The sequence below is a fragment of the Erysipelatoclostridium sp. An173 genome, assembly GCF_002160495.1.
In the GTDB taxonomy this organism is placed as follows: Bacteria; Bacillota_I; Bacilli_A; order Erysipelotrichales; family Coprobacillaceae; genus Thomasclavelia; species Thomasclavelia merdavium.
In genome coordinates, this window is record NZ_NFKR01000002.1 from 1 (window position 1) to 18003 (window position 18003).

The 18003-nt window shown below is 28.1% G+C and carries 20 protein-coding genes; 8 read left to right on the top strand and 12 right to left on the bottom strand.

Annotation, left to right across the window (positions count from 1 at the left end; all coding sequences use genetic code 11):
* The coding region (locus tag B5F09_RS14810; RefSeq protein WP_204215159.1) for a hypothetical protein at nucleotides 1-437 on the top strand (437 nt) is incomplete at its 5' end.
* Nucleotides 438-699: 262 nt separating this feature from the next.
* The gene (locus B5F09_RS00945; protein ID WP_087370645.1) at nucleotides 700-1134 is read left to right on the top strand and encodes a DUF1810 domain-containing protein; all 435 of its coding nucleotides are present in this window, start codon (nucleotides 700-702) and stop codon (nucleotides 1132-1134) included.
* 14 nt (nucleotides 1135-1148) lie between these two features.
* Here B5F09_RS00945 and B5F09_RS00950 read toward each other — a convergent pair whose 3' ends face one another.
* From B5F09_RS00950 to B5F09_RS00980, 7 genes are all read right to left on the bottom strand, one after another.
* Nucleotides 1149-1670 (bottom strand): DUF6431 domain-containing protein, encoded by a 522-nt coding sequence (locus B5F09_RS00950; RefSeq protein WP_087303404.1) that lies wholly within the window; start codon nucleotides 1668-1670, stop codon nucleotides 1149-1151.
* Nucleotides 1671-1944: 274 nt separating this feature from the next.
* Nucleotides 1945-3585 carry an alpha,alpha-phosphotrehalase gene (treC, locus tag B5F09_RS00955; protein ID WP_087370648.1) on the bottom strand — a complete coding sequence of 547 codons (1641 nt, stop codon included), beginning with the start codon at nucleotides 3583-3585 and terminating at the stop codon, nucleotides 1945-1947.
* A gap of 7 nt (nucleotides 3586-3592) precedes the next feature.
* A complete protein-coding gene (gene treB, locus B5F09_RS00960; RefSeq protein WP_087370652.1) occupies nucleotides 3593-5425 on the bottom strand; it encodes a PTS trehalose transporter subunit IIBC in 1833 nt (610 codons plus the stop codon).
* A gap of 138 nt (nucleotides 5426-5563) precedes the next feature.
* Nucleotides 5564-6148, bottom strand: coding sequence for a rubrerythrin (gene rbr / locus B5F09_RS00965; RefSeq protein WP_087301319.1), 585 nt, complete (start codon nucleotides 6146-6148; stop codon nucleotides 5564-5566).
* Between the two features lie 21 nt (nucleotides 6149-6169).
* Nucleotides 6170-6559: a transcriptional repressor gene (locus B5F09_RS00970; RefSeq protein ID WP_087301317.1), complete on the bottom strand. Its 390-nt coding sequence runs from the start codon at nucleotides 6557-6559 to the stop codon at nucleotides 6170-6172.
* 317 nt (nucleotides 6560-6876) lie between these two features.
* On the bottom strand, nucleotides 6877-7734 hold the full coding sequence (locus B5F09_RS00975; protein ID WP_087301315.1) for a Cof-type HAD-IIB family hydrolase: 858 nt from the start codon (nucleotides 7732-7734) through the stop codon (nucleotides 6877-6879).
* Between the two features lie 119 nt (nucleotides 7735-7853).
* Nucleotides 7854-8762, bottom strand: a complete 909-nt coding sequence (locus tag B5F09_RS00980) for a nucleoside recognition domain-containing protein (RefSeq protein ID WP_087301313.1) — start codon at nucleotides 8760-8762, stop codon at nucleotides 7854-7856.
* 49 nt (nucleotides 8763-8811) lie between these two features.
* On the opposite strand from B5F09_RS00980, the gene hflX reads away from it, so the two are divergent.
* The 3 genes from hflX to argF all read left to right on the top strand — a co-directional run bounded on the left by hflX (nucleotide 8812) and on the right by argF (nucleotide 11290).
* Complete coding sequence (gene hflX, locus B5F09_RS00985; protein WP_204215161.1) at nucleotides 8812-10038, top strand: GTPase HflX; 1227 nt, start codon at nucleotides 8812-8814, stop codon at nucleotides 10036-10038.
* 13 nt (nucleotides 10039-10051) lie between these two features.
* Nucleotides 10052-10240: a hypothetical protein gene (locus B5F09_RS00990; RefSeq protein ID WP_087301309.1), complete on the top strand. Its 189-nt coding sequence runs from the start codon at nucleotides 10052-10054 to the stop codon at nucleotides 10238-10240.
* A gap of 63 nt (nucleotides 10241-10303) precedes the next feature.
* The gene (gene argF, locus B5F09_RS00995; protein WP_087370658.1) at nucleotides 10304-11290 is read left to right on the top strand and encodes an ornithine carbamoyltransferase; all 987 of its coding nucleotides are present in this window, start codon (nucleotides 10304-10306) and stop codon (nucleotides 11288-11290) included.
* Between the two features lie 86 nt (nucleotides 11291-11376).
* On the opposite strand, the gene B5F09_RS01000 is transcribed toward argF, so the two are convergent.
* Complete coding sequence (locus B5F09_RS01000; RefSeq protein WP_087370661.1) at nucleotides 11377-12000, bottom strand: hypothetical protein; 624 nt, start codon at nucleotides 11998-12000, stop codon at nucleotides 11377-11379.
* Nucleotides 12001-12161: 161 nt separating this feature from the next.
* Here B5F09_RS01000 and B5F09_RS01005 point away from each other — a divergent pair, with 161 nt between their 5' ends.
* Complete coding sequence (locus tag B5F09_RS01005; RefSeq protein ID WP_087301303.1) at nucleotides 12162-12935, top strand: metallophosphoesterase; 774 nt, start codon at nucleotides 12162-12164, stop codon at nucleotides 12933-12935.
* On the top strand, nucleotides 12913-13737 hold the full coding sequence (locus B5F09_RS01010) for a MurR/RpiR family transcriptional regulator (protein ID WP_239404202.1): 825 nt from the start codon (nucleotides 12913-12915) through the stop codon (nucleotides 13735-13737). Before B5F09_RS01005 ends, B5F09_RS01010 begins: the two co-directional genes overlap by 23 nt.
* Before the next feature lie 65 nt (nucleotides 13738-13802).
* Here the strand turns inward: B5F09_RS01010 and B5F09_RS01015 are convergent, their stop codons facing one another.
* From B5F09_RS01015 to vanR, 4 genes are all read right to left on the bottom strand, one after another.
* Nucleotides 13803-14519: a C39 family peptidase gene (locus B5F09_RS01015; protein WP_087301301.1), complete on the bottom strand. Its 717-nt coding sequence runs from the start codon at nucleotides 14517-14519 to the stop codon at nucleotides 13803-13805.
* Nucleotides 14520-14632: 113 nt separating this feature from the next.
* Nucleotides 14633-15145: a VanZ family protein gene (locus B5F09_RS01020; RefSeq protein WP_087370664.1), complete on the bottom strand. Its 513-nt coding sequence runs from the start codon at nucleotides 15143-15145 to the stop codon at nucleotides 14633-14635.
* Between the two features lie 88 nt (nucleotides 15146-15233).
* Nucleotides 15234-16331 (bottom strand): cell wall metabolism sensor histidine kinase WalK, encoded by a 1098-nt coding sequence (locus B5F09_RS01025; RefSeq protein WP_087370667.1) that lies wholly within the window; start codon nucleotides 16329-16331, stop codon nucleotides 15234-15236.
* A complete protein-coding gene (gene vanR, locus B5F09_RS01030; RefSeq protein WP_087301295.1) occupies nucleotides 16324-17016 on the bottom strand; it encodes a VanR-ABDEGLN family response regulator transcription factor in 693 nt (230 codons plus the stop codon). Before vanR ends, B5F09_RS01025 begins: the two co-directional genes overlap by 8 nt.
* Nucleotides 17017-17172: 156 nt before the next feature.
* Here vanR and B5F09_RS01035 point away from each other — a divergent pair, with 156 nt between their 5' ends.
* Nucleotides 17173-17946 (top strand): MerR family transcriptional regulator, encoded by a 774-nt coding sequence (locus B5F09_RS01035; RefSeq protein ID WP_158095793.1) that lies wholly within the window; start codon nucleotides 17173-17175, stop codon nucleotides 17944-17946.
* The last annotated feature ends 57 nt before the right edge of the window (nucleotides 17947-18003 follow it).

Here is an 18003-nt window from a genome sequence, read left to right on the forward strand (position 1 = left end):
AGAATGATGAATTATTAAGAGTGGTGATGTTACTGTTTGGAATGAGTGGAAGAAGTGTTCAAGAGATAAGGGGAATTTTAGAAAAAGAATATGGTTTTAAAATGAGTGAAGAGTTAAAGAAAGGAGTTGAAAATATGTGTAACTTAGCGCAAGGATTAATAATTGAAAATCAAGCATTAGGACGACAAATAGGAAAAAAAGAAGGAATATTAGAAGGACGCGCTAAAGAAAAATATGAAATATTAATAAGTCTATTAGAACAAACAGATATTTCATTGAAAAAAGCAATGGAGATAGTTGGATTAGTAAAAAAAGATGAAATCAAGGAAACTATTGATAAACTGATTGAAGATTTAACTTTAAAAGAAGGCTATATAAATGGAAAACCAACTACTATAACAATAGAAAGAATAATTAATGAAGCAAAGAGGAATTAGTTTAATGTTATAACTAATTCCTCTTTGTTAATCTATATTAATAAGAAAAACAATTTATAAAATGTTTTCTTTTATCATAAATTTGTAAGAATATTATCATTAAATACAGTGATATAACTAGATATAATGCGCTAGAATTTTATCAGGAGGTGGCAATATGAAAAGAATTAAAGATTTTTTTGCTATTGTAGTATTTAGTTTTAAGCTCTATTTTAATAAATAAATTAAAATTTATGATATGATGAATATAGGTGGTGATTAAATGGCTGATTTACAACGTTTTATTGATGCTCAAAAAAATAGCTATGATCAAGCTTTAAAAGAAATAAAAAATGGCTGCAAGGTTAGTCATTGGATGTGGTATATTTTCCCACAGATTAAAGGATTGGGGCATAGTTCAACTGCAGTTTATTATGCTATTGATTCTTTAGATGAGGCTAAAGAATATCTCCAAAATCCTATTTTAAATAAAAGATTGTTCGAAATTAGTAATGCATTATTAGAATTAAAAAATAATAATCCAGTTATAATTTTAGGTTATCCTGATAATTTAAAGTTACAATCATCAATGACATTATTTTATGTGGCAAGTAAAAACAAAGTTTTTAAACAAGTTATTGATAAATTTTATGATGGGCAATTTGATAAAAATACGTTAAGAATTATTGGTATTGAAACTAATAGTGATCTGCAATAAAGCAAATCACTATTTTAATATTTGATGATATTAATATTTCTTTTCATTTGCATAAATTGACTATGATGATGATCAAGAAAATAATTTACAATATTAGATTCATTACTTTCTAAAGATAAATTTGCACTTTCTAAATAGATTTTCCATTTCTTTTCATAATTCTTGACTACATAATAGATATTTGATAAATCAATGGCACTATGCTGATCTAAAAAATCAACTAATGAATGATTATAATATGATTTCAATATTTCGATTTGTGTAGCTACTAAAAGCATTGAAGAAGGAACCATATTTTGAACAAGAACTGCATGAGTTCTACCGCAATGTTTACACATTACTCTTTGAATTTGAATACAGATTTTTCGATCGGGAATTTTATAATGACGAGGATATGTACCAATTTTAACTAAAGTGCCTTTTTGACCACAAGTACACCTTATCTTTTTAAAATTGATTAATTTAATTATTGAGTCGTATAATTCTTGGGTTATTTCAACATTAAAATATTCGCTATTATCGGTGATGGCAATCATATTATCCCTCCATTTATAACTAAAAATTTATCTAGATGTAATAGTTAAATTATTTAATTATAAAAAGGGTAATCGAAGATCAATAAAGTATAGTGGGTTATAATAGTTAATAGGTCGTTAGGGTAATACTGTATCTTCTATTATTATATCAGTTAAATTTGTTAATCGGTAGCAACAGTTTTGAATAATTATTAAAATTAAACTACTAATTTTAAATTATAATAAAAAAGAGATTTCTTATTTCACTAAAAAATCTCTTGATAATCGATATATATTATTTTTTGATTAAAACTAACGATTCATATGGTTTTAAAATTATTGTATCTTCTAATGTGTTTCTTTGAACATTAGAAAGTAAAATATCATATTGACTAGCATCAACAGTAATTGTTGATTGATTATCATCATAGAAATGATTATAGACAATTATTTCATCATTTTGATCAATTCGTTTATAAGCAAAAATAGTAGGATGATCAAGTAATAATGGCTCATACGCACCTTGTAGGATAACTGAATATTGTTTACGTAATTTAATAAGTTTTTGATAGTAATAGAACACTGAATCTAAATCTTTTAAATTGTTTTCAACATTTATATCATGGTAATTTTCATTGACAGCAATCCATGGTTCTACATTAGAAAATCCAGCGTAACGGTGATTATTCCATTGCATTGGTGTTCGTGCGTTATCTCTAGATTTACTTTGTAAGATTTGATAAATTTCATCTTCTGACATGCCATTTTGTTTTAAGATTTTAAAAGCATTTAAACTTTCAACATCTTGGTATTGTTCAATGTTATCAAAGTAGGCATTGGTCATTCCAATTTCTTCTCCTTGATAGATATAAGGAGTTCCTCTTAGTAAATGAATTGTTGTTGCAAGCATTTTAGCTGATTCTTTAGGGTAGTTTTTATCATCCCCAAATCGTGAAAGAACTCGGGGCTGATCATGACAGCACCAAAAAAGTGCGTTCCAGCCATGACCCTCTTGCATGCCTAGTTGCCAATCATTTAATAATTGTTTTAATTCTTGAAAATCAAAAGGCATTAAAGTCCATTTTTCTTTATTTTTATAGTCTACTTTTAGATGATGGAAGCTAAATACCATTGATAATTCATGATTATTAGGATTGGTATAACCAACGCAATTATCTATTGATGTTGCTGACATTTCCCCAACCGTAATAATATCATCATATTTTCCAAAAGAATTTTGAGCTAATTCTTGAAGATATGTATGAACTAAAGGACGATCTGTATAGAATCTTTTTCCAACTCCTTCATAATCATCTTCAAATGATTCTTTATCGATTAAATTAATGACATCAAATCGAAATCCTTTTATTCCTTTTTCAATCCAGAAATTAACGATATTAGCCATTTCTTTTCTAACTTCAGGATTTTTCCAGTTCAAATCTGCCTGAGTTTCATCAAATAAATGTAAGTAATATTCATCAAATTTTTCGACATATTTCCAGGCATTACCACCAAATTTAGATTGCCAGTTAGTTGGCGGATTACCATTTTTCCCTTTTTTGAAAATATAATAATCTTTGTATTTTTGTTCGCCATTTAATGCTTTTTTAAACCATTGATGATTAGTAGAAGTATGATTAAAGACCATATCGAACATTAAGTAGATATTATGTTTTTTAGCTTCACTGATCAACTTTTCTAAATCAGCCATTGTGCCATAGCTAGGATCAATAGCGTAATAATCTTCAATATCATAACCATTATCATTTTGCGGTGAAACAAAAATAGGATTTAACCAAATATAATCAACACCTAGTTTTTCTAAATAATCTAGATGTTTAATAATTCCATTAATGTCACCAAAACCATCATTATTACTATCTTGAAATGATTTGGGATAAATTTGATATACAACTTTATCTTGAAAATTTGCCATTTTATTATTATCCTTTCCATTTAAAAATATTTTCTTGTTTTAATTGTACAAATTGCTCATTACATTCAATATGCTCGCCACTAGTAAATACAACCGGAGAAACAACCGATTTTTTTTGTGATAAAACATATTCAAGATCTACTTTAGCGATAGTTTGTCCTTGTTTAATACAATCTCCTTGATTAACGAAAGATTCAAAACCCTTACCATTTAACTGGACGGTATCCATACCAATATGAATTAAAACTTCTAATCCATCATCACGTTTCAATCCATAAGCATGTTTGGTAGGAAAAGTCATTATCACTTCACCACTAAATGGTGCAATAATTTCACCGTTTTTTAATTCTACTGCAAAGCCATCACCCATTAAGCCTTGTGAAAATACCTGATCTTCTACTTTAGATAATGGTATTAGATTGCCAGCCATTGGGCAAATAAAATCTTTTTCTTTATTTGATTTTGCAGGGGTAGCTAATTTTTTTCTACCAGATACATAAGTTAAAATAAAGGGGATACCAATAGCAACAGCCACCGCTAATAAATAATAACCCCAGAATTCTGGTTTGATTGAAATAATTGCTGGTAGTCCACCAATTCCAATACTGAAAGCCTGGATACCAAACCCAACTGAGATTGCAGCTGCAATCGCTGAACCAATCATACCACTAATTAATGGAAAATGATGTTTAATATTTACATCGAATAAAGCTGGTTCACTAACACCTAAATAACAGGAAATACAGGCAGGGGCATTTATTTTACGAGCATTTTTGTCATTTCTTTGTAATACAAACATCGCTAATACACTAGAAGCCTGAGCTATATTAGACAAAGCAATCATTGGCCAAAGAATAGTACCACCAAAAGTAGTAGTTAAAATAGTATCAATGATGATTGTTAAATGATGCAATCCCGTCATGACAAAAGGAACATAAATAAAACTAATTATAGCAGCTATAATTATTGCCAGGTTTGAAGTAAAAGCGCTATTAACAACATTTGCGATAATACTTTCAATGATTAAACCAATAGGACCTAAAATTACATAAGTAACAAATACAGTCAATATTAAAGAACAAAAGGGAACAATAATCATTTTAATAGCATTTGGAATAATTTTATTAAATGATTTTTCTATAAATACCAGCATAAAACCTGCTAGCATAGCCGTAACGATTTGTCCTTGATAATCGGTTATTGAAATTTGAACAACTCCTAATTCCAAGCTAGAAATTGACTGTGGTATAACTAAAGTTAGACCTAATATAATTCCTAATATTTGTGTGGTTTCCATTTTTTTAGTTATTGACCAGACAATTCCTACTGGAAGTAATGGGAATATTGCTTCACTAATTAACCATAGAAAATGATCAAAGCTAGCTAAAAATGGATAAATATCTGTTAAGCTTTGAGTGCCATTATTAAAAAAATTAATTTCACTAATAATGTTTCTAAAACCTAAAATTAAACCACCACAAATTAAAGCCGGAATTAATGGGGCAAAGATTTCACCTAGTATCGCAACTATTCTTTGAACATGGTTTTGTTTAGAATCATTATTTTTTATTGTTTCTTGGTCATTTTTTTCAATATTACTTATTTTAATAAAATCATTATAGAAATTAGCTACTTCATTACCAATAATTACTTGAAATTGTCCAGATTGATTAAATGTCCCCTTAACAGATGGAATAGATTCAATTTTAGAGATATCAGCAACACTTGAATCAATCAAGACAAAACGCATCCTAGTTACACAATGGGTTACAGCACGAATATTTGCTGTTCCACCAATATATTTTAATAATTCTTGAGCGTCATTTTCAAACTTACTCATTTTTCCTCCTAATAAAAATGAATTTCTTCACTAATATTATACATAATTTTAGTAAAGAAAAAAGGTCCTGTAAAATAGGACAATCATTATTAATGATAGCTTATTTTACAAAGACCGTTTATTTAGCCATTATAGTTATTACCCTAAAAAGAAAGTATTAACTTCAAAATGTGCTTGAGGATGATCACAAGCTGGACATCTTTCAGGTGCTTCTAAACCTTCATAGATGAATCCACAGTTATTACATTTCCATACTACTGGTGCTTCACGTTTGAAAGTAGTACCATTTTCTAAAGCTTCTAATAATTTTAAATATCTAGCTTCATGATGTTTTTCAGCAATTGCAATACTATCTAAAACAGAAGCGATTTCTTCAAATCCTTCTTCACGAGCAGTTTTAGCAAAGCTTGGATACATTTCGCTATATTCTTCGTTTTCACCAGCAGCAGCTGCTTTTAAATTTTCAGCAGTGTTTCCAAGTAATACTGGGAAATTTCCTTCAGTATATACTGTTTCACCAGCTAAATCTTTATTTAAGAATTTCATTAATCTTTTAGCATGTTCTTTTTCTTGATTTGCTGTTTCTAAGAAGATATTTTGAATTTGTACATATCCTTCTTTTTTAGCGATTGAAGCATAGTAAGTGTAACGATTACGAGCTTGGCTTTCTCCTGCAAAAGCATGCATTAAATTATTTGCAGTTTTTGTTCCTTTAAGTGTCATAAGTAAATTTTCCTCCATATCCTAATTTTCTTTTTTTAAACAACATTCACATGTACCGCTGAAAACAATTTCTATTTTTTCAATTCGATGGTTTGTTTGTTGTTTTACAACATTACTAATTTTTTCATCCTGGTAATTAATATCAAAAACTTTTTTACAATTATTGCAGATAAAATGATAATGGTCACTTAAGTCCCCGTCGAAATGGACTATGTTTTGGCCAACATCAAGTTTTCTGATCATTTGGGCATCCGCTAAAAAGTTAAGGTTTCTATATACGGTACCTAAACTTAATTCAGGGTGATCCTTTTTTAAATCACTATAAATTGCTTCAGCAGTTGGGTGGTCATGTCTTGCAATTAAATTGTTGTAGATAAGTTCACGTTGCTTGGAATATCTAGTTTTTGGCATTGTTACCTCCTTTACATAAATAGTAATGGTTACTATTATAATATATTCTTTTGTTGGTTTAGTCAACTGTTTTGCATAAGTTAGAAACTTTAATCAATTTTAAAAAAGATATTAATATTAATGTTTATTTTATTAAATTTATAAATAACCCATTTGAAAAATAGTAATGTCTAAGAAAAGATACTTATTTTGCTCCTTTCGTTCGTTTATATTTTACATAAATAAGCATTATAATACAACTTTATGTATATAATAATGCTTTTAAAAATAAAAACAGATCAAAAACTATATCAAATAGTCTTTAATCCTGCTTTATTTTAATCATTTAATTCTGGGATAAATTTATATAATGCATCAGCAATACCATCTTCATCATTTGAACCAGTGATATATTGACTGATTTCTTTTAATTCATCAACAGCGTTAGCCATTGCAACACCTAAACCAGCATATTTAACCATAGAGGCATCGTTTTGACCATCACCAAAAGCAATCATTTCTTCTTGTTTATAACCCATTGGTTTTAAAACTGCATCTAATGCTTTAGCTTTATCAATTCCTTGAGCAGTAAATTCAAAATAGAAAGGACCAGTAAACATACAGCTTAGAGTATCTTTAAATGGCGCCATCATTTCTTGATAATTAGCTTGTAAATATTCAGGGTCGCTTGTAGTTAAAATTTTATTAATTTCAAAATCAGCGAACTTAGCTAAATCATCTACTTCACATAATTTATATTTACCACCACGTGATTCATATTCAAAAACATTGAATGGTTTACCATTAAAATTGATATAATTGTCATATACATTTGTTACATACATATATTCACCTTTATCAATCATTGGACGAACTCGATCAAATTTTTTCATATGTTCTAAGACTGCTTTACCTTCAGCAACTGATAATGGCTGATTAAACAATGTTTCCATTGTCTGACAATCAACGACCTTACTTCCGTTATAACAAACAAATAAACCATGATAACGATCCATTTCTAGTTCTTTTCCTAAATCAACTAATCCTGAAGTTGGCCGTCCTGAAGCCAAAATCAATTTAATTCCTTTTTCTTCTGCTTTAATTAATGCTTCTTTTGTTTTTGGCGTAACAATTTTTTCACTATTTGTTAAAGTGCCATCAACATCCATAATAATTACTTTATAACTATTTTCCATAATTCCACCTCGCTGTATCCATTATACTAAATTTCACAAATAAAATAATTGCTTTTATCAAAAATGAAAATATAAGTCAATTTTTCTGATATATAATAAAGTAATTTGATAAAATTATATCAAATACTCAAATATAAATAACAAAGTATAAACGAAAAAATACCATGGTATAAACGAGCTAGGAAATATTTTTTAAAACTATAATCGATTTCATCTAATAAATTATCAGTTTGCATCATTACACTTAACCCGCTAAATGATAAATTAAAACAAATCAAACTATAGACTAATGGCGTATGTTCAAACTGTAATAAACCAAGACTGCCGGAGCTAAATTCTAAAATTCCTAAAATAACAGCATTGATAAAGGAATCATTGATAAAGTGACTAATTGCATAACCTATAAATTGAAATACTAACATGTATCCTAAAATAAAAATAAATGCATAACATGATGATAAGATACTTTTTTTTAGGGCATCAACGAAATTTAAATGCGGTTGTTTTATTTTAGCGATTGCTTCTTGTAAACTTAAAAAAGAATAATGTTGACGATAGCATAGGGCTTTTATTATACTAGGTATTAAATGACAGATATAAATAACTAGTGGTATTTCTAAATTTAAAGATACAAAGATAAAAGAAATAGAGGCAAAAGAAGCAATGGATAATAAATGCTGCAGTTCTTGAAGGTTAATGTATTTTAGTTCATAGGCTTCTTTGATCATTTTTACATTGGTTGGATAACCACAAAAAAAAGAAATAAAGTATATTGAAGACATGATTGGTGATAATTTAAATAATGGTTTAAAAAACCATTGAATTATATAACTAAAGAAGTTCAATAAGCCAAGTAAAAGGCATAAGGAAATAAGAATCATAAATGGTAATAATGAAGGTAGTAGATTATTGATAACAATTTTAATTACGTTATTTGATAGTGCGACAATTTGAAACATATTAAAAAAAGAAAATAAAGTAATAAAAGCAACTAAAATCAAAGTAAAATAGTAATTAATTTTTTTCATAAGCTTTCCTTCTTGATTTTGATAATGTAAAATATAGTAGGGTGAAATAATGAAGGCATTAATTGTAGGTGTAAAATATTATAATATGAGCTATGATATCGATAAGTCTTTAGACGAGCTAGTCGAATTATGTAAAGCTTGTAATATCGAGGTAGCTAAAAAAGTTGTTCAAAATTTAGATAAAATTAATCCTTCTTTATATCTTGGAACTGGAAAAGTCCAAGAAATCAAAAATGATCTAGATGATATTGATATAGTTATTTTTGATGAGGAGCTTTCACCACTTCAAGTAAAAAATTTAACGGATATTTTAGATATTGAAGTAACTGATCGAACTGATTTGATTTTAAGGATCTTTGAAGTTCGGGCTCAAAGTAAAGAAGCTAAACTTCAAGTTGAAATTGCGAAAGGACAATATTTATTACCACGACTTGCGGGAATGAAAGAACATTTATATAGTCAACAAGGTGGTTTTGGATTTCGAGGTAGTGGTGAAAAGCAGATTGAATTAGATCGCCGTTTGATTGCCAATCAGATTACACAAGCTAAACGACAATTAGCTAAAATTGTCAAACAGCGTCAAACTCAAAGACGAAAAAGAAAAGATAATGAACTACCAGTAATTGCATTAGTTGGTTATACAAATAGTGGTAAAAGTACATTATTGAATGCTTTTTGTAATAATTCATCAAAACATGTTTTACAGAAAAATATGTTATTTGCAACTTTACAGACTGCTACTAGATATATTGAAATAAATAAATGTCCTTGTTTAATGAGTGATACAGTTGGTTTTATAAATCGTTTACCGCATCAATTGATTGATGCATTTCGTTCAACATTAGAAGAAGTATTAGAAGCTGATTTATTGATCCATGTTGTTGATGCTTCTAATGAAAATTATGACCAATGTATTGAAACTACTAATCAGGTATTAAAGGAATTAGGAATTAAGGATACGCCGATGATTTATGCTTATAATAAAATTGATTTAAATAAATATGGTTTAGTTATTCCTAAGGAGCCATACGTATTTATTTCGGCTAAGGAGCATATTGGATTAGATCAGCTAGAAAAAAACATCAGCGCTATCCTCTTTAAAGATTATGCTATTTATCAATTAAATATTCCATATCAAGATGGTGAAGTATTTAAGTATTTACATCAGCATTGTTTAGTGTTAGAATCTGAGTATTTAGAAAATAGTATTTATATGAAAATATCTGCTCATCCTGGTTTTATTGTTAGATATAAACAGTATTTATTAGAAAATTAAAGGAGGTCTTATCATGGATGATAAAAAACTCTTTCGTCTAGATTTATCAATTGCAGTGGAAGCTTCATCGGCTCAAGAAGCATTTGATATTCTAGTTACTGATGAAACATTGCATCAAATTAGAGAATTGGTAATTAAATCTAAAGATAACATTAAGGAAATGTTCGAAAAAGAAGAAGATAAACCGGCAATAATCAATTAGTTGATTATTGCTTATTTTTTTGCTAGAATTAAAAATATTATTAATGCCAAGGGAGGTTTTAAAGTGAATTTACACGGAAGAAGTTTTTTAACCTTAAAAGATTATAGTAAAGAAGAAATTAGATATTTACTAGACTTAGCTCATCAGCTAAAAAAAGAAAAAAAAGAAGGACGCTTAGGGGATCGTTTAAAAGGAAAAAATATTGTTTTATTGTTTGAAAAAACATCAACTAGAACAAGATGTGCCTTTGAAGTAGCTGGTCATGATGAAGGAGCTAATGTAACATTTTTAAGTAATTCACAAATGGGGAAAAAAGAATCAATTGAAGATACAGCTAAAGTATTAGGAAGAATGTATGATGGAATTGAATTTAGAGGTTTTGAACAAAGTACTGTTGAAGCTTTAGCTAAACATTCAAAGATTCCAGTATGGAATGGTTTAACTGATGTTGATCATCCAACACAGACATTAGCTGACTTTTTAACAATCGAAGAACATTTAGACAAACCATTAAATGAAGTAAAATTTGTTTTTACTGGTGATATTCGTAATAATGTATGTTATGGATTAATGTATGGTGCTGCTAAAATGGGAATGCATTTTGTGGCATTAGGTCCAAAAGAATTAGAAATGGATCCTGAAGTAGTAGCATATTGTCAAAATGAAGCTAAAAAATCAGGTGGATCTTTTACAGTTAGTGATAATGTCGATGAGGCTGTTAAAGATGCTGATGTTATTTATACAGATATTTGGGTATCAATGGGGGAACCTGAAGAATTATATCCAAAACGAGTTAAAATGTTAACGCCATATAAAGTAACTAGAGAAATGATGGCTAAGACAGGTAATCCTAATACTTTATTTATGCATTGTTTACCATCTTTCCATGATTTTGAAACAACATTAGCTAAAGAAAAATATGGACAAGGTATCGATATTCGTGAAGTTGAAGACGAAGTCTTTAGAAGTGAAAATTCGGTAGTATTTGATGAAGCTGAAAACCGGATGCATACTATCAAAGCAGTTATGGTAGCAACTTTAGGAAAATAAAAGCGGGACATTGAAATGAACCCTGTTATTTGGACATACAAATAATGGAGGTTTATTTCGTTCCGCTTTTTTAGAGGAGTCAATTATTATTTAGAGAAGTCTTCTTTTGTAATCATATCTAATAAACCACGATAATTATACGTTGCATAGATACTAGCTGAAATAGTGCGGACAGGAACTTTATTTTTGACAATATTCATTGCTTTAGGTTCTAAAAATGAAATCTGTGGTGCTAAATATAAGGCATCACAGTCTAAATAACTGCTGTCTAACTGATAGAAACCAATCGGAATGATTTCATAATTTAGATGTTTCAAGGAGATTAATTCAGCAAGTTTAGTTGCAAAGAATGTTGATGATAGACCACCAGAACAACAAAGAACAATTTTTACCGGAAATTGTTTTTGATGTTTTGTTAAGGCTTCATAGAAATCATAAAATAATTTTTGTCCTTGTGAGAGATTTACTAGTTGATAATGGAGATAAAATAACATATTTTCATCTTCATCGACTATTTGTTCTTCAACAATTCCGCTAGTCCAAATGACGATGGCACCTTTAATGTTATGGTAAATGAAATTAATTTTTTTACCACGATCATCAATATCAGTAGTAAAACATTCCATTTTCTGATCATATTTATTTTGATTACCAACTATCCATTGAAAAAACAATTCTAAATTGATATCTGAGTAAAATTCATCAACCATATTAACCCCTCCTTTAAAAATAAGTATAAACAAAAATTAAGAAAAAATGTGATTTTTTCCAAAATAGAAACCGCTTTCATTAAAAACCATAAACTAAAACCAATGACAGTTACTATAATTAGTTGTATAATTTTAAATATCAATTATAGTTAGGTGAGAAAATGTCAAAAAGAATCTATGTAGTAAGTGATATCCATGGATATTATGATTTATTTATTAAATTATTAGAAAAAATTAACTTTAATCAAGATGATTTATTATATATAATCGGTGATATTTGTGATCGTGGGCCAGATACATTAAAACTTATATTTTATATTCAAAAACATGATAATATAATTTTATTAAAAGGAAACCATGAATACATGATGCAAGAAGCTTTGTATTATGGTATTTATTATAATGATTTCGATTATCCTAGTAAAGCTTTAAAAATATGGATGGCAAATGGCGGTAATACGACAATGCAAAGTATTCGCAGCTATTTACAAAAAGATAAGTTAACCCACGATGATTATCGAGTAGTTAGAGATGCTTTTTTAAAACAGCTTTATGAATATTTAGTCAATTTACCAAATTATTTAGAAATAACGGTAAATAAAAAAAGATTTATTTTAGTACATGCCGGAATTAATCCACGTTATCCTCTAGAAAAACAGCGGGTTCAGGATTTATTATGGATTAGAAATGATTTCTATTATGCTCGTGGTGATTTAACCAAAGTATATATTTTTGGTCATACACCAACAGTTTTATTAAATGAAGATCGTAGTTTTAATATCTGGTTTGATACAGTTAATCAAAATAAAATCGGAATTGATGGTGGATTGGCTTGTGGCAGTATTTATGGCCAGTTAAATTGTTTATGTTTAAATGATGGTAAGATTACAGTTATTAAAAAGGAGGGAGCGAATGATGAGGGGAGCTTTTTATAATTTAATTAATTTTATAAATACAACTAATGTAAATGATGTTTATGCTAATGCAGCTAGAAAGATCTTACAAAATATTTATTTAATACCTGAATGTACAATTACAGATGTTGCGGATTTATGTTTTGTTTCAACTGCTACGATATCCAGGTTATGTCGAAAATTGAATTATGAGTCTTTTGCAGATTTTAAAATGGATGTTACGATGAATTTAAATTATTTTAATCGTGATACTTTAAGATTACAATTTGATCATCAGTTACCAAAAAGGGAATATTTACATAAAGGGAAAGAAGTTTTTAAAGCTCATTTTGATAATATTTTAGATAATCTACAAAAAACATATGATAGTGTTTCATATGATGACTTAGATTTTATTGTTGATAAAATTCATGAAGCTAATAATGTGTGTTTCGCTGGTAATTTTTTTACCCAATCAGTATCAATGCAGCTGCAAATTGAATTATCATATTTAGGAAAAGAATGTAGCGGAATGTATCCATTAGAACAGCAGGTTGTAATAATTGAAAGCTTAGATGAAAACGATGTTATTATTGTTTCTAGTATTGCCGGAGGATTTATGATTGATCATCCGGATGTTATGAGAGTTATTTCTAAAAGTCCAGCTTATAAAATTGTTATTTCACAATTAGATGATTTTGTCTATAGTGATAAAGTGGATATGATCTTAAAAGTAGGCACTGATCATCACTCATTGATTGGGAAGTTTTCAATAACTTATATTTTTGAAGTATTGGAAGCATTATATCATTTAAAATATGGAACTGAAGCAAAAGGAAAGTAAACTAAAATACAGCATTAATACATACCTTGTCAAGTAGATAAGATATGTATTACATGCTGTATTTTTTATAATAAAGAATAAGACCACATAGCTTTGATTTGCCATGATAATCGTTCATAACTCCATTGTCGCTGGCTGTTTTCACGACTATTTGGATCATTGACGATAAAATTATTATCTTTAACTTTAGTAATAACGATAAAATGACCAGTATCGGTAAAATCTCCCGGACGAACACTACAAATAATTGGGTGTCCCTGATTAAGTTCGTTGATCATAGCAGCTTTATTTAAAGTAACTGGAGTTGCTTTTAAACCAAAATCACGACAACCTTCCTGCATTAAAGACCATGATGTCTTACTGCCTTCAAGATAATTATTATTTTGTGCATAGTTAGCAATATAACGGGGATTATATTCGATGTTGCCAGTCAAACCAACACTAACCATAGCTAGACAAGTAGGTCCACATCCGGCAGTACCGATTATTTCATCACCATATTTGTTAAAAGCCCAGCGTGAATCCCATTGGATATATAAAGGAATTCCATCAGGACTTGCCAGTTCGATAGGTTCATTATTTTGTTTGGTAGTATAATTATCTTTTAATTCGCTAGCTTGTGGATTTTTAGCGACAAAATCTATTATGTATTGGGGACAATCAGTTGTTTGGGTTATATCATTATCATTTTGATAAAGTAGTGGTGGGATTATTTGAAGAAATAAATAGCCAATCAATAATATAGCGATAAACCCAATAAACGCTGGAATTTTTTTGATCATAGATTCATTGAGAAATATTTTGTGATAATTGAATAAATGATGATTGTCCCCAAAGCTAAAATAATTAGTAAGATATTTTTATAATTTGTTTTCTCTGTCATAATAAAGCTCCTTTACATCATGATAAAACGTGGATAATACGTGTAAACAGATAAGATACTCATTGTAGTAAAACTAGATAAAAATAAAGTTGTAACTAAATTAGAACTTTTTAATTTTTTAATTACTATATAAATCAAGATACCGATGATACAGCCAATAGCATTTAAAATAATATCATTGATATCAAAAATACCCCATCTAGTTGCTAACTGGATTAGTTCAAACGATAAACTAGTACATGTTCCAATAAAAATAATATGCCCATTACTTAAAAAACTAAAATAATATTTTAGAATAATACTTAAAGGGATAAATAGAACAATGTTACCTATAACATTAACAATTAAATTAAATGTCAATCCTAAATGCTGGTATTCACGAAGAAAAGAAAATAATTGTAAATTAATATTATTATGATAAATAGCTCCGTTTTTTAAAATTATAATTTTTATCAATAAAGCTAGATAAAGGATTGAACATAGAAATATAAGTATTTGATATAGTTTATTCTTTTTATTTTCCAAATTATTCCCTCCTAACAAAAAAACTATTCGACATGATTATAATATCAAAGTCGAATAGTTAATGTTTTTTTATTCTCTAAAGAAATTCTTACAAAAATCTTACAGTAGGCAATTTGATAGTAAAAGTAATTCTACCATCATCAATAGCAGCGCTTATAGTACCATGATGTAATTCAACAATTTTTTTTGTTATTGCTAAACCTAGTCCAGAACCACCAGTTTTACTATTACGAGACTCATCAAGCCGTACAAATGGTTCGAAAATGTGGTCAATGTTATAGGTTTTATTTTTATCAATTGCATTGGAAACAGTGATGATGATATCATCATTTTCCTGTCTAGCACTGATTATAATATCAGAATTTTCAATGCTATAATTTATGGCATTTCGAATTAGATTATCAAAAACTCGTTCAAATTGATTAATATCAATTTGGACTTTTAAATTTTCAGTAATTTGAGTAAGGCAATTCAAATTTTTTTCTTGATATAAAGGCATAAATTCATATGAAATCTGTGCCAACATAATTGATAAATTAACGGTTTCTGTTTCAATTACCGTATCACTAAGATTATATTTAGCGATTGAAAAGAATTCTTCAATTAATTCTTCTAAGCGAATTGCTTTATCATAAGCAATTTTAGTATAATCAGCTCGTTCTTTAGCTGATAACTCTGGTTGATTAACTAATAAGTTAAGATAACCAATGATTGATGTTAGTGGTGTTTTTAAATCATGGGCTAAATATAATAACAAATCATTTTTTTGTTGTTCAGCTTGTTTAATAGCGTGTTTGTTTTGTAAAGATTCGCGCTTGATTTGATTCATTTGATCTTCAATTTCTTTTAATTCATATGGTAGTTTGATCATAGTATCATTATCAGCAACTAATATTTTACCAGCTTCAAGCATTTTTTCAATATATTGCATTGATTCACGATAACGAAATGAAAAGATAATGATGGCATCAACAGCAATCATAGTAATAAAAATAGTGACTAAATTATCTTTAATTATTTGAGCTAATTGATAGACTAAATCATATTCCTGCCAAATATATAAGTGATATACTTCATAAGAATATAATAATAAAATAATAAAAGCGATGGATGTAATACTTACAGTAATAGCTATTTTTTTGATTAGACTAGTAGTTAAACTTTGTTTAAAATGAGAATTATTCAATTGTGTATCCAACACCCCATACAGTTTTTACAAACTTTGGTTTACGAGCATTCTCGTGCATTTTTTCGCGTAGTCTTGCAACATGAGCCATTACAGTATTATTGTTATCTAAATATTTCTCTTGCCAAACAGCTTCAAATAACTCTTCAGAACTTACTACAGTGCCACGTTTTGAACATAAATACCATAAAATAGAAAATTCAATTGGTGTTAAATTTAACGGTTGATCATAAAGGGTACATTTATGAGTATCATTATTGATCATCAACCCATTAAAATCATATACTTGCTGATTAGTAGATATATCATTTGTATTATAGCGCGTATAACGACGAATTTGAGTTTTGATACGGGCAACTAATTCTAATGGATTAAATGGTTTAGTTAGATAATCATCAGCACCTAATGTTAAACCGTTGATTTTATCCATATCATTACTCTTAGCCGTTAACATAATAACTGGGAAAAAATATTTTTGTCGTATTTCTTTTAATAAACTAAACCCATCTAAATCAGGCATCATCACATCAAGAATAGCTAAATCATAGTGATTTTTATCTAAACTATCTAATGCCTTTTTACCATGATAATATTTATACACCTGATAACCTTCGTTTTGTAAATATAATTCAATTAAGTCAGCAATAGACTGTTCATCATCAACAACTAAAATATTATAAGCCATAATACCACCTCGATTTCATCTTAGCTTAATTTACTAAAAAATACAAATAATTAAAAACTATTTAAGAAAATTGTAAGAAATAAAAAAATAACATGAAAAACTATTGACGATATAGTTACTATATAGTGTTAAATATGGTTAAAGGAGATGAATATTATGAAAGCACATGATGTAGAATTAATGGTAGGAATTCCTAAACAGACTTTATTGTATTATGAAAAAGAGGGATTTATTACAGTAGCAAGGGATGATAATAATTATCGTAATTATAGTCAAAATAATATTGAAATTTTAAAGTTAATTAAGCTGTTACGAGAAATGGAGATATCAATTGATGAAATAAAGTTAATATTGGATAACAAACTTTCAATTAGAGAGGCTTTAGAAAAGAAAAAAGAATTTATTGAACATAATAAAATAGAATTAGATAATATTGATCAAAAGATCAATGATTATATAAAAAGAAATCGGGTTAAAGTTAGTTTTAATAATCAATCAATTACTAATTGGGTTGATAAAGAAACATTATTTTGTAATCTACGTAGTATCGATTATAACGGTATAAAGATCATGATTGATGAAATAAAAGAAATTGATTTATCAATGTGTAGTGAATTAAGACCGTTAGATATTATTCGGGTTTATTTAAATTATTATGTTGATATTGATATTCGTACTAGTTATGATACCTATTCATTTCAAATATTGAATAATGATAGTATAGTTATGTTATTCAAATATTTTAAAAAGAATAATTTAAAAATAAATGATCCATTAGATTTAGTAACTCTTTATCAAAATAAAGATGCAGTAGCGTTAAATAAGTATTTAGATATTCATTTTAAAAAGTGGGCTAAAAAATATCATTTAGATAATCCAAGAAATACCGATTCTCTTTTTTCTAGGTTTAAAAAAGATGATGAAAATTAATGTATTTAATTTTTTATAACGTTGATGTCATCAAAATCGCCGTTTATGCCTAAGTCA

What these genes read in the sequence shown, in the direction of transcription:
- B5F09_RS00970 (WP_087301317.1), bottom strand. Translation starts at nt 6,559, where the DNA reads ATGCCAAAAACTAGATATTCCAAGCAACGTGAACTTATCTACAACAAT.
- B5F09_RS00990 (WP_087301309.1), top strand. Translation starts at nt 10,052, where the DNA reads ATGGATGATAAAAAACTCTTTCGTCTAGATTTATCAATTGCAGTGGAA.
- B5F09_RS01035 (WP_158095793.1), top strand. Translation starts at nt 17,173, where the DNA reads ATGAAAGCACATGATGTAGAATTAATGGTAGGAATTCCTAAACAGACT.
- treC (WP_087370648.1), bottom strand. Translation starts at nt 3,585, where the DNA reads ATGGCAAATTTTCAAGATAAAGTTGTATATCAAATTTATCCCAAATCA.
- B5F09_RS01015 (WP_087301301.1), bottom strand. Translation starts at nt 14,519, where the DNA reads ATGATCAAAAAAATTCCAGCGTTTATTGGGTTTATCGCTATATTATTG.
- vanR (WP_087301295.1), bottom strand. Translation starts at nt 17,016, where the DNA reads ATGGCTTATAATATTTTAGTTGTTGATGATGAACAGTCTATTGCTGAC.
- B5F09_RS01005 (WP_087301303.1), top strand. Translation starts at nt 12,162, where the DNA reads ATGTCAAAAAGAATCTATGTAGTAAGTGATATCCATGGATATTATGAT.
- hflX (WP_204215161.1), top strand. Translation starts at nt 8,812, where the DNA reads ATGAAGGCATTAATTGTAGGTGTAAAATATTATAATATGAGCTATGAT.
- B5F09_RS00945 (WP_087370645.1), top strand. Translation starts at nt 700, where the DNA reads ATGGCTGATTTACAACGTTTTATTGATGCTCAAAAAAATAGCTATGAT.
- treB (WP_087370652.1), bottom strand. Translation starts at nt 5,425, where the DNA reads ATGAGTAAGTTTGAAAATGACGCTCAAGAATTATTAAAATATATTGGT.
- B5F09_RS00980 (WP_087301313.1), bottom strand. Translation starts at nt 8,762, where the DNA reads ATGAAAAAAATTAATTACTATTTTACTTTGATTTTAGTTGCTTTTATT.
- rbr (WP_087301319.1), bottom strand. Translation starts at nt 6,148, where the DNA reads ATGACACTTAAAGGAACAAAAACTGCAAATAATTTAATGCATGCTTTT.
- B5F09_RS01000 (WP_087370661.1), bottom strand. Translation starts at nt 12,000, where the DNA reads ATGGTTGATGAATTTTACTCAGATATCAATTTAGAATTGTTTTTTCAA.
- B5F09_RS01010 (WP_239404202.1), top strand. Translation starts at nt 12,913, where the DNA reads ATGATGAGGGGAGCTTTTTATAATTTAATTAATTTTATAAATACAACT.
- B5F09_RS00975 (WP_087301315.1), bottom strand. Translation starts at nt 7,734, where the DNA reads ATGGAAAATAGTTATAAAGTAATTATTATGGATGTTGATGGCACTTTA.
- B5F09_RS00950 (WP_087303404.1), bottom strand. Translation starts at nt 1,670, where the DNA reads ATGATTGCCATCACCGATAATAGCGAATATTTTAATGTTGAAATAACC.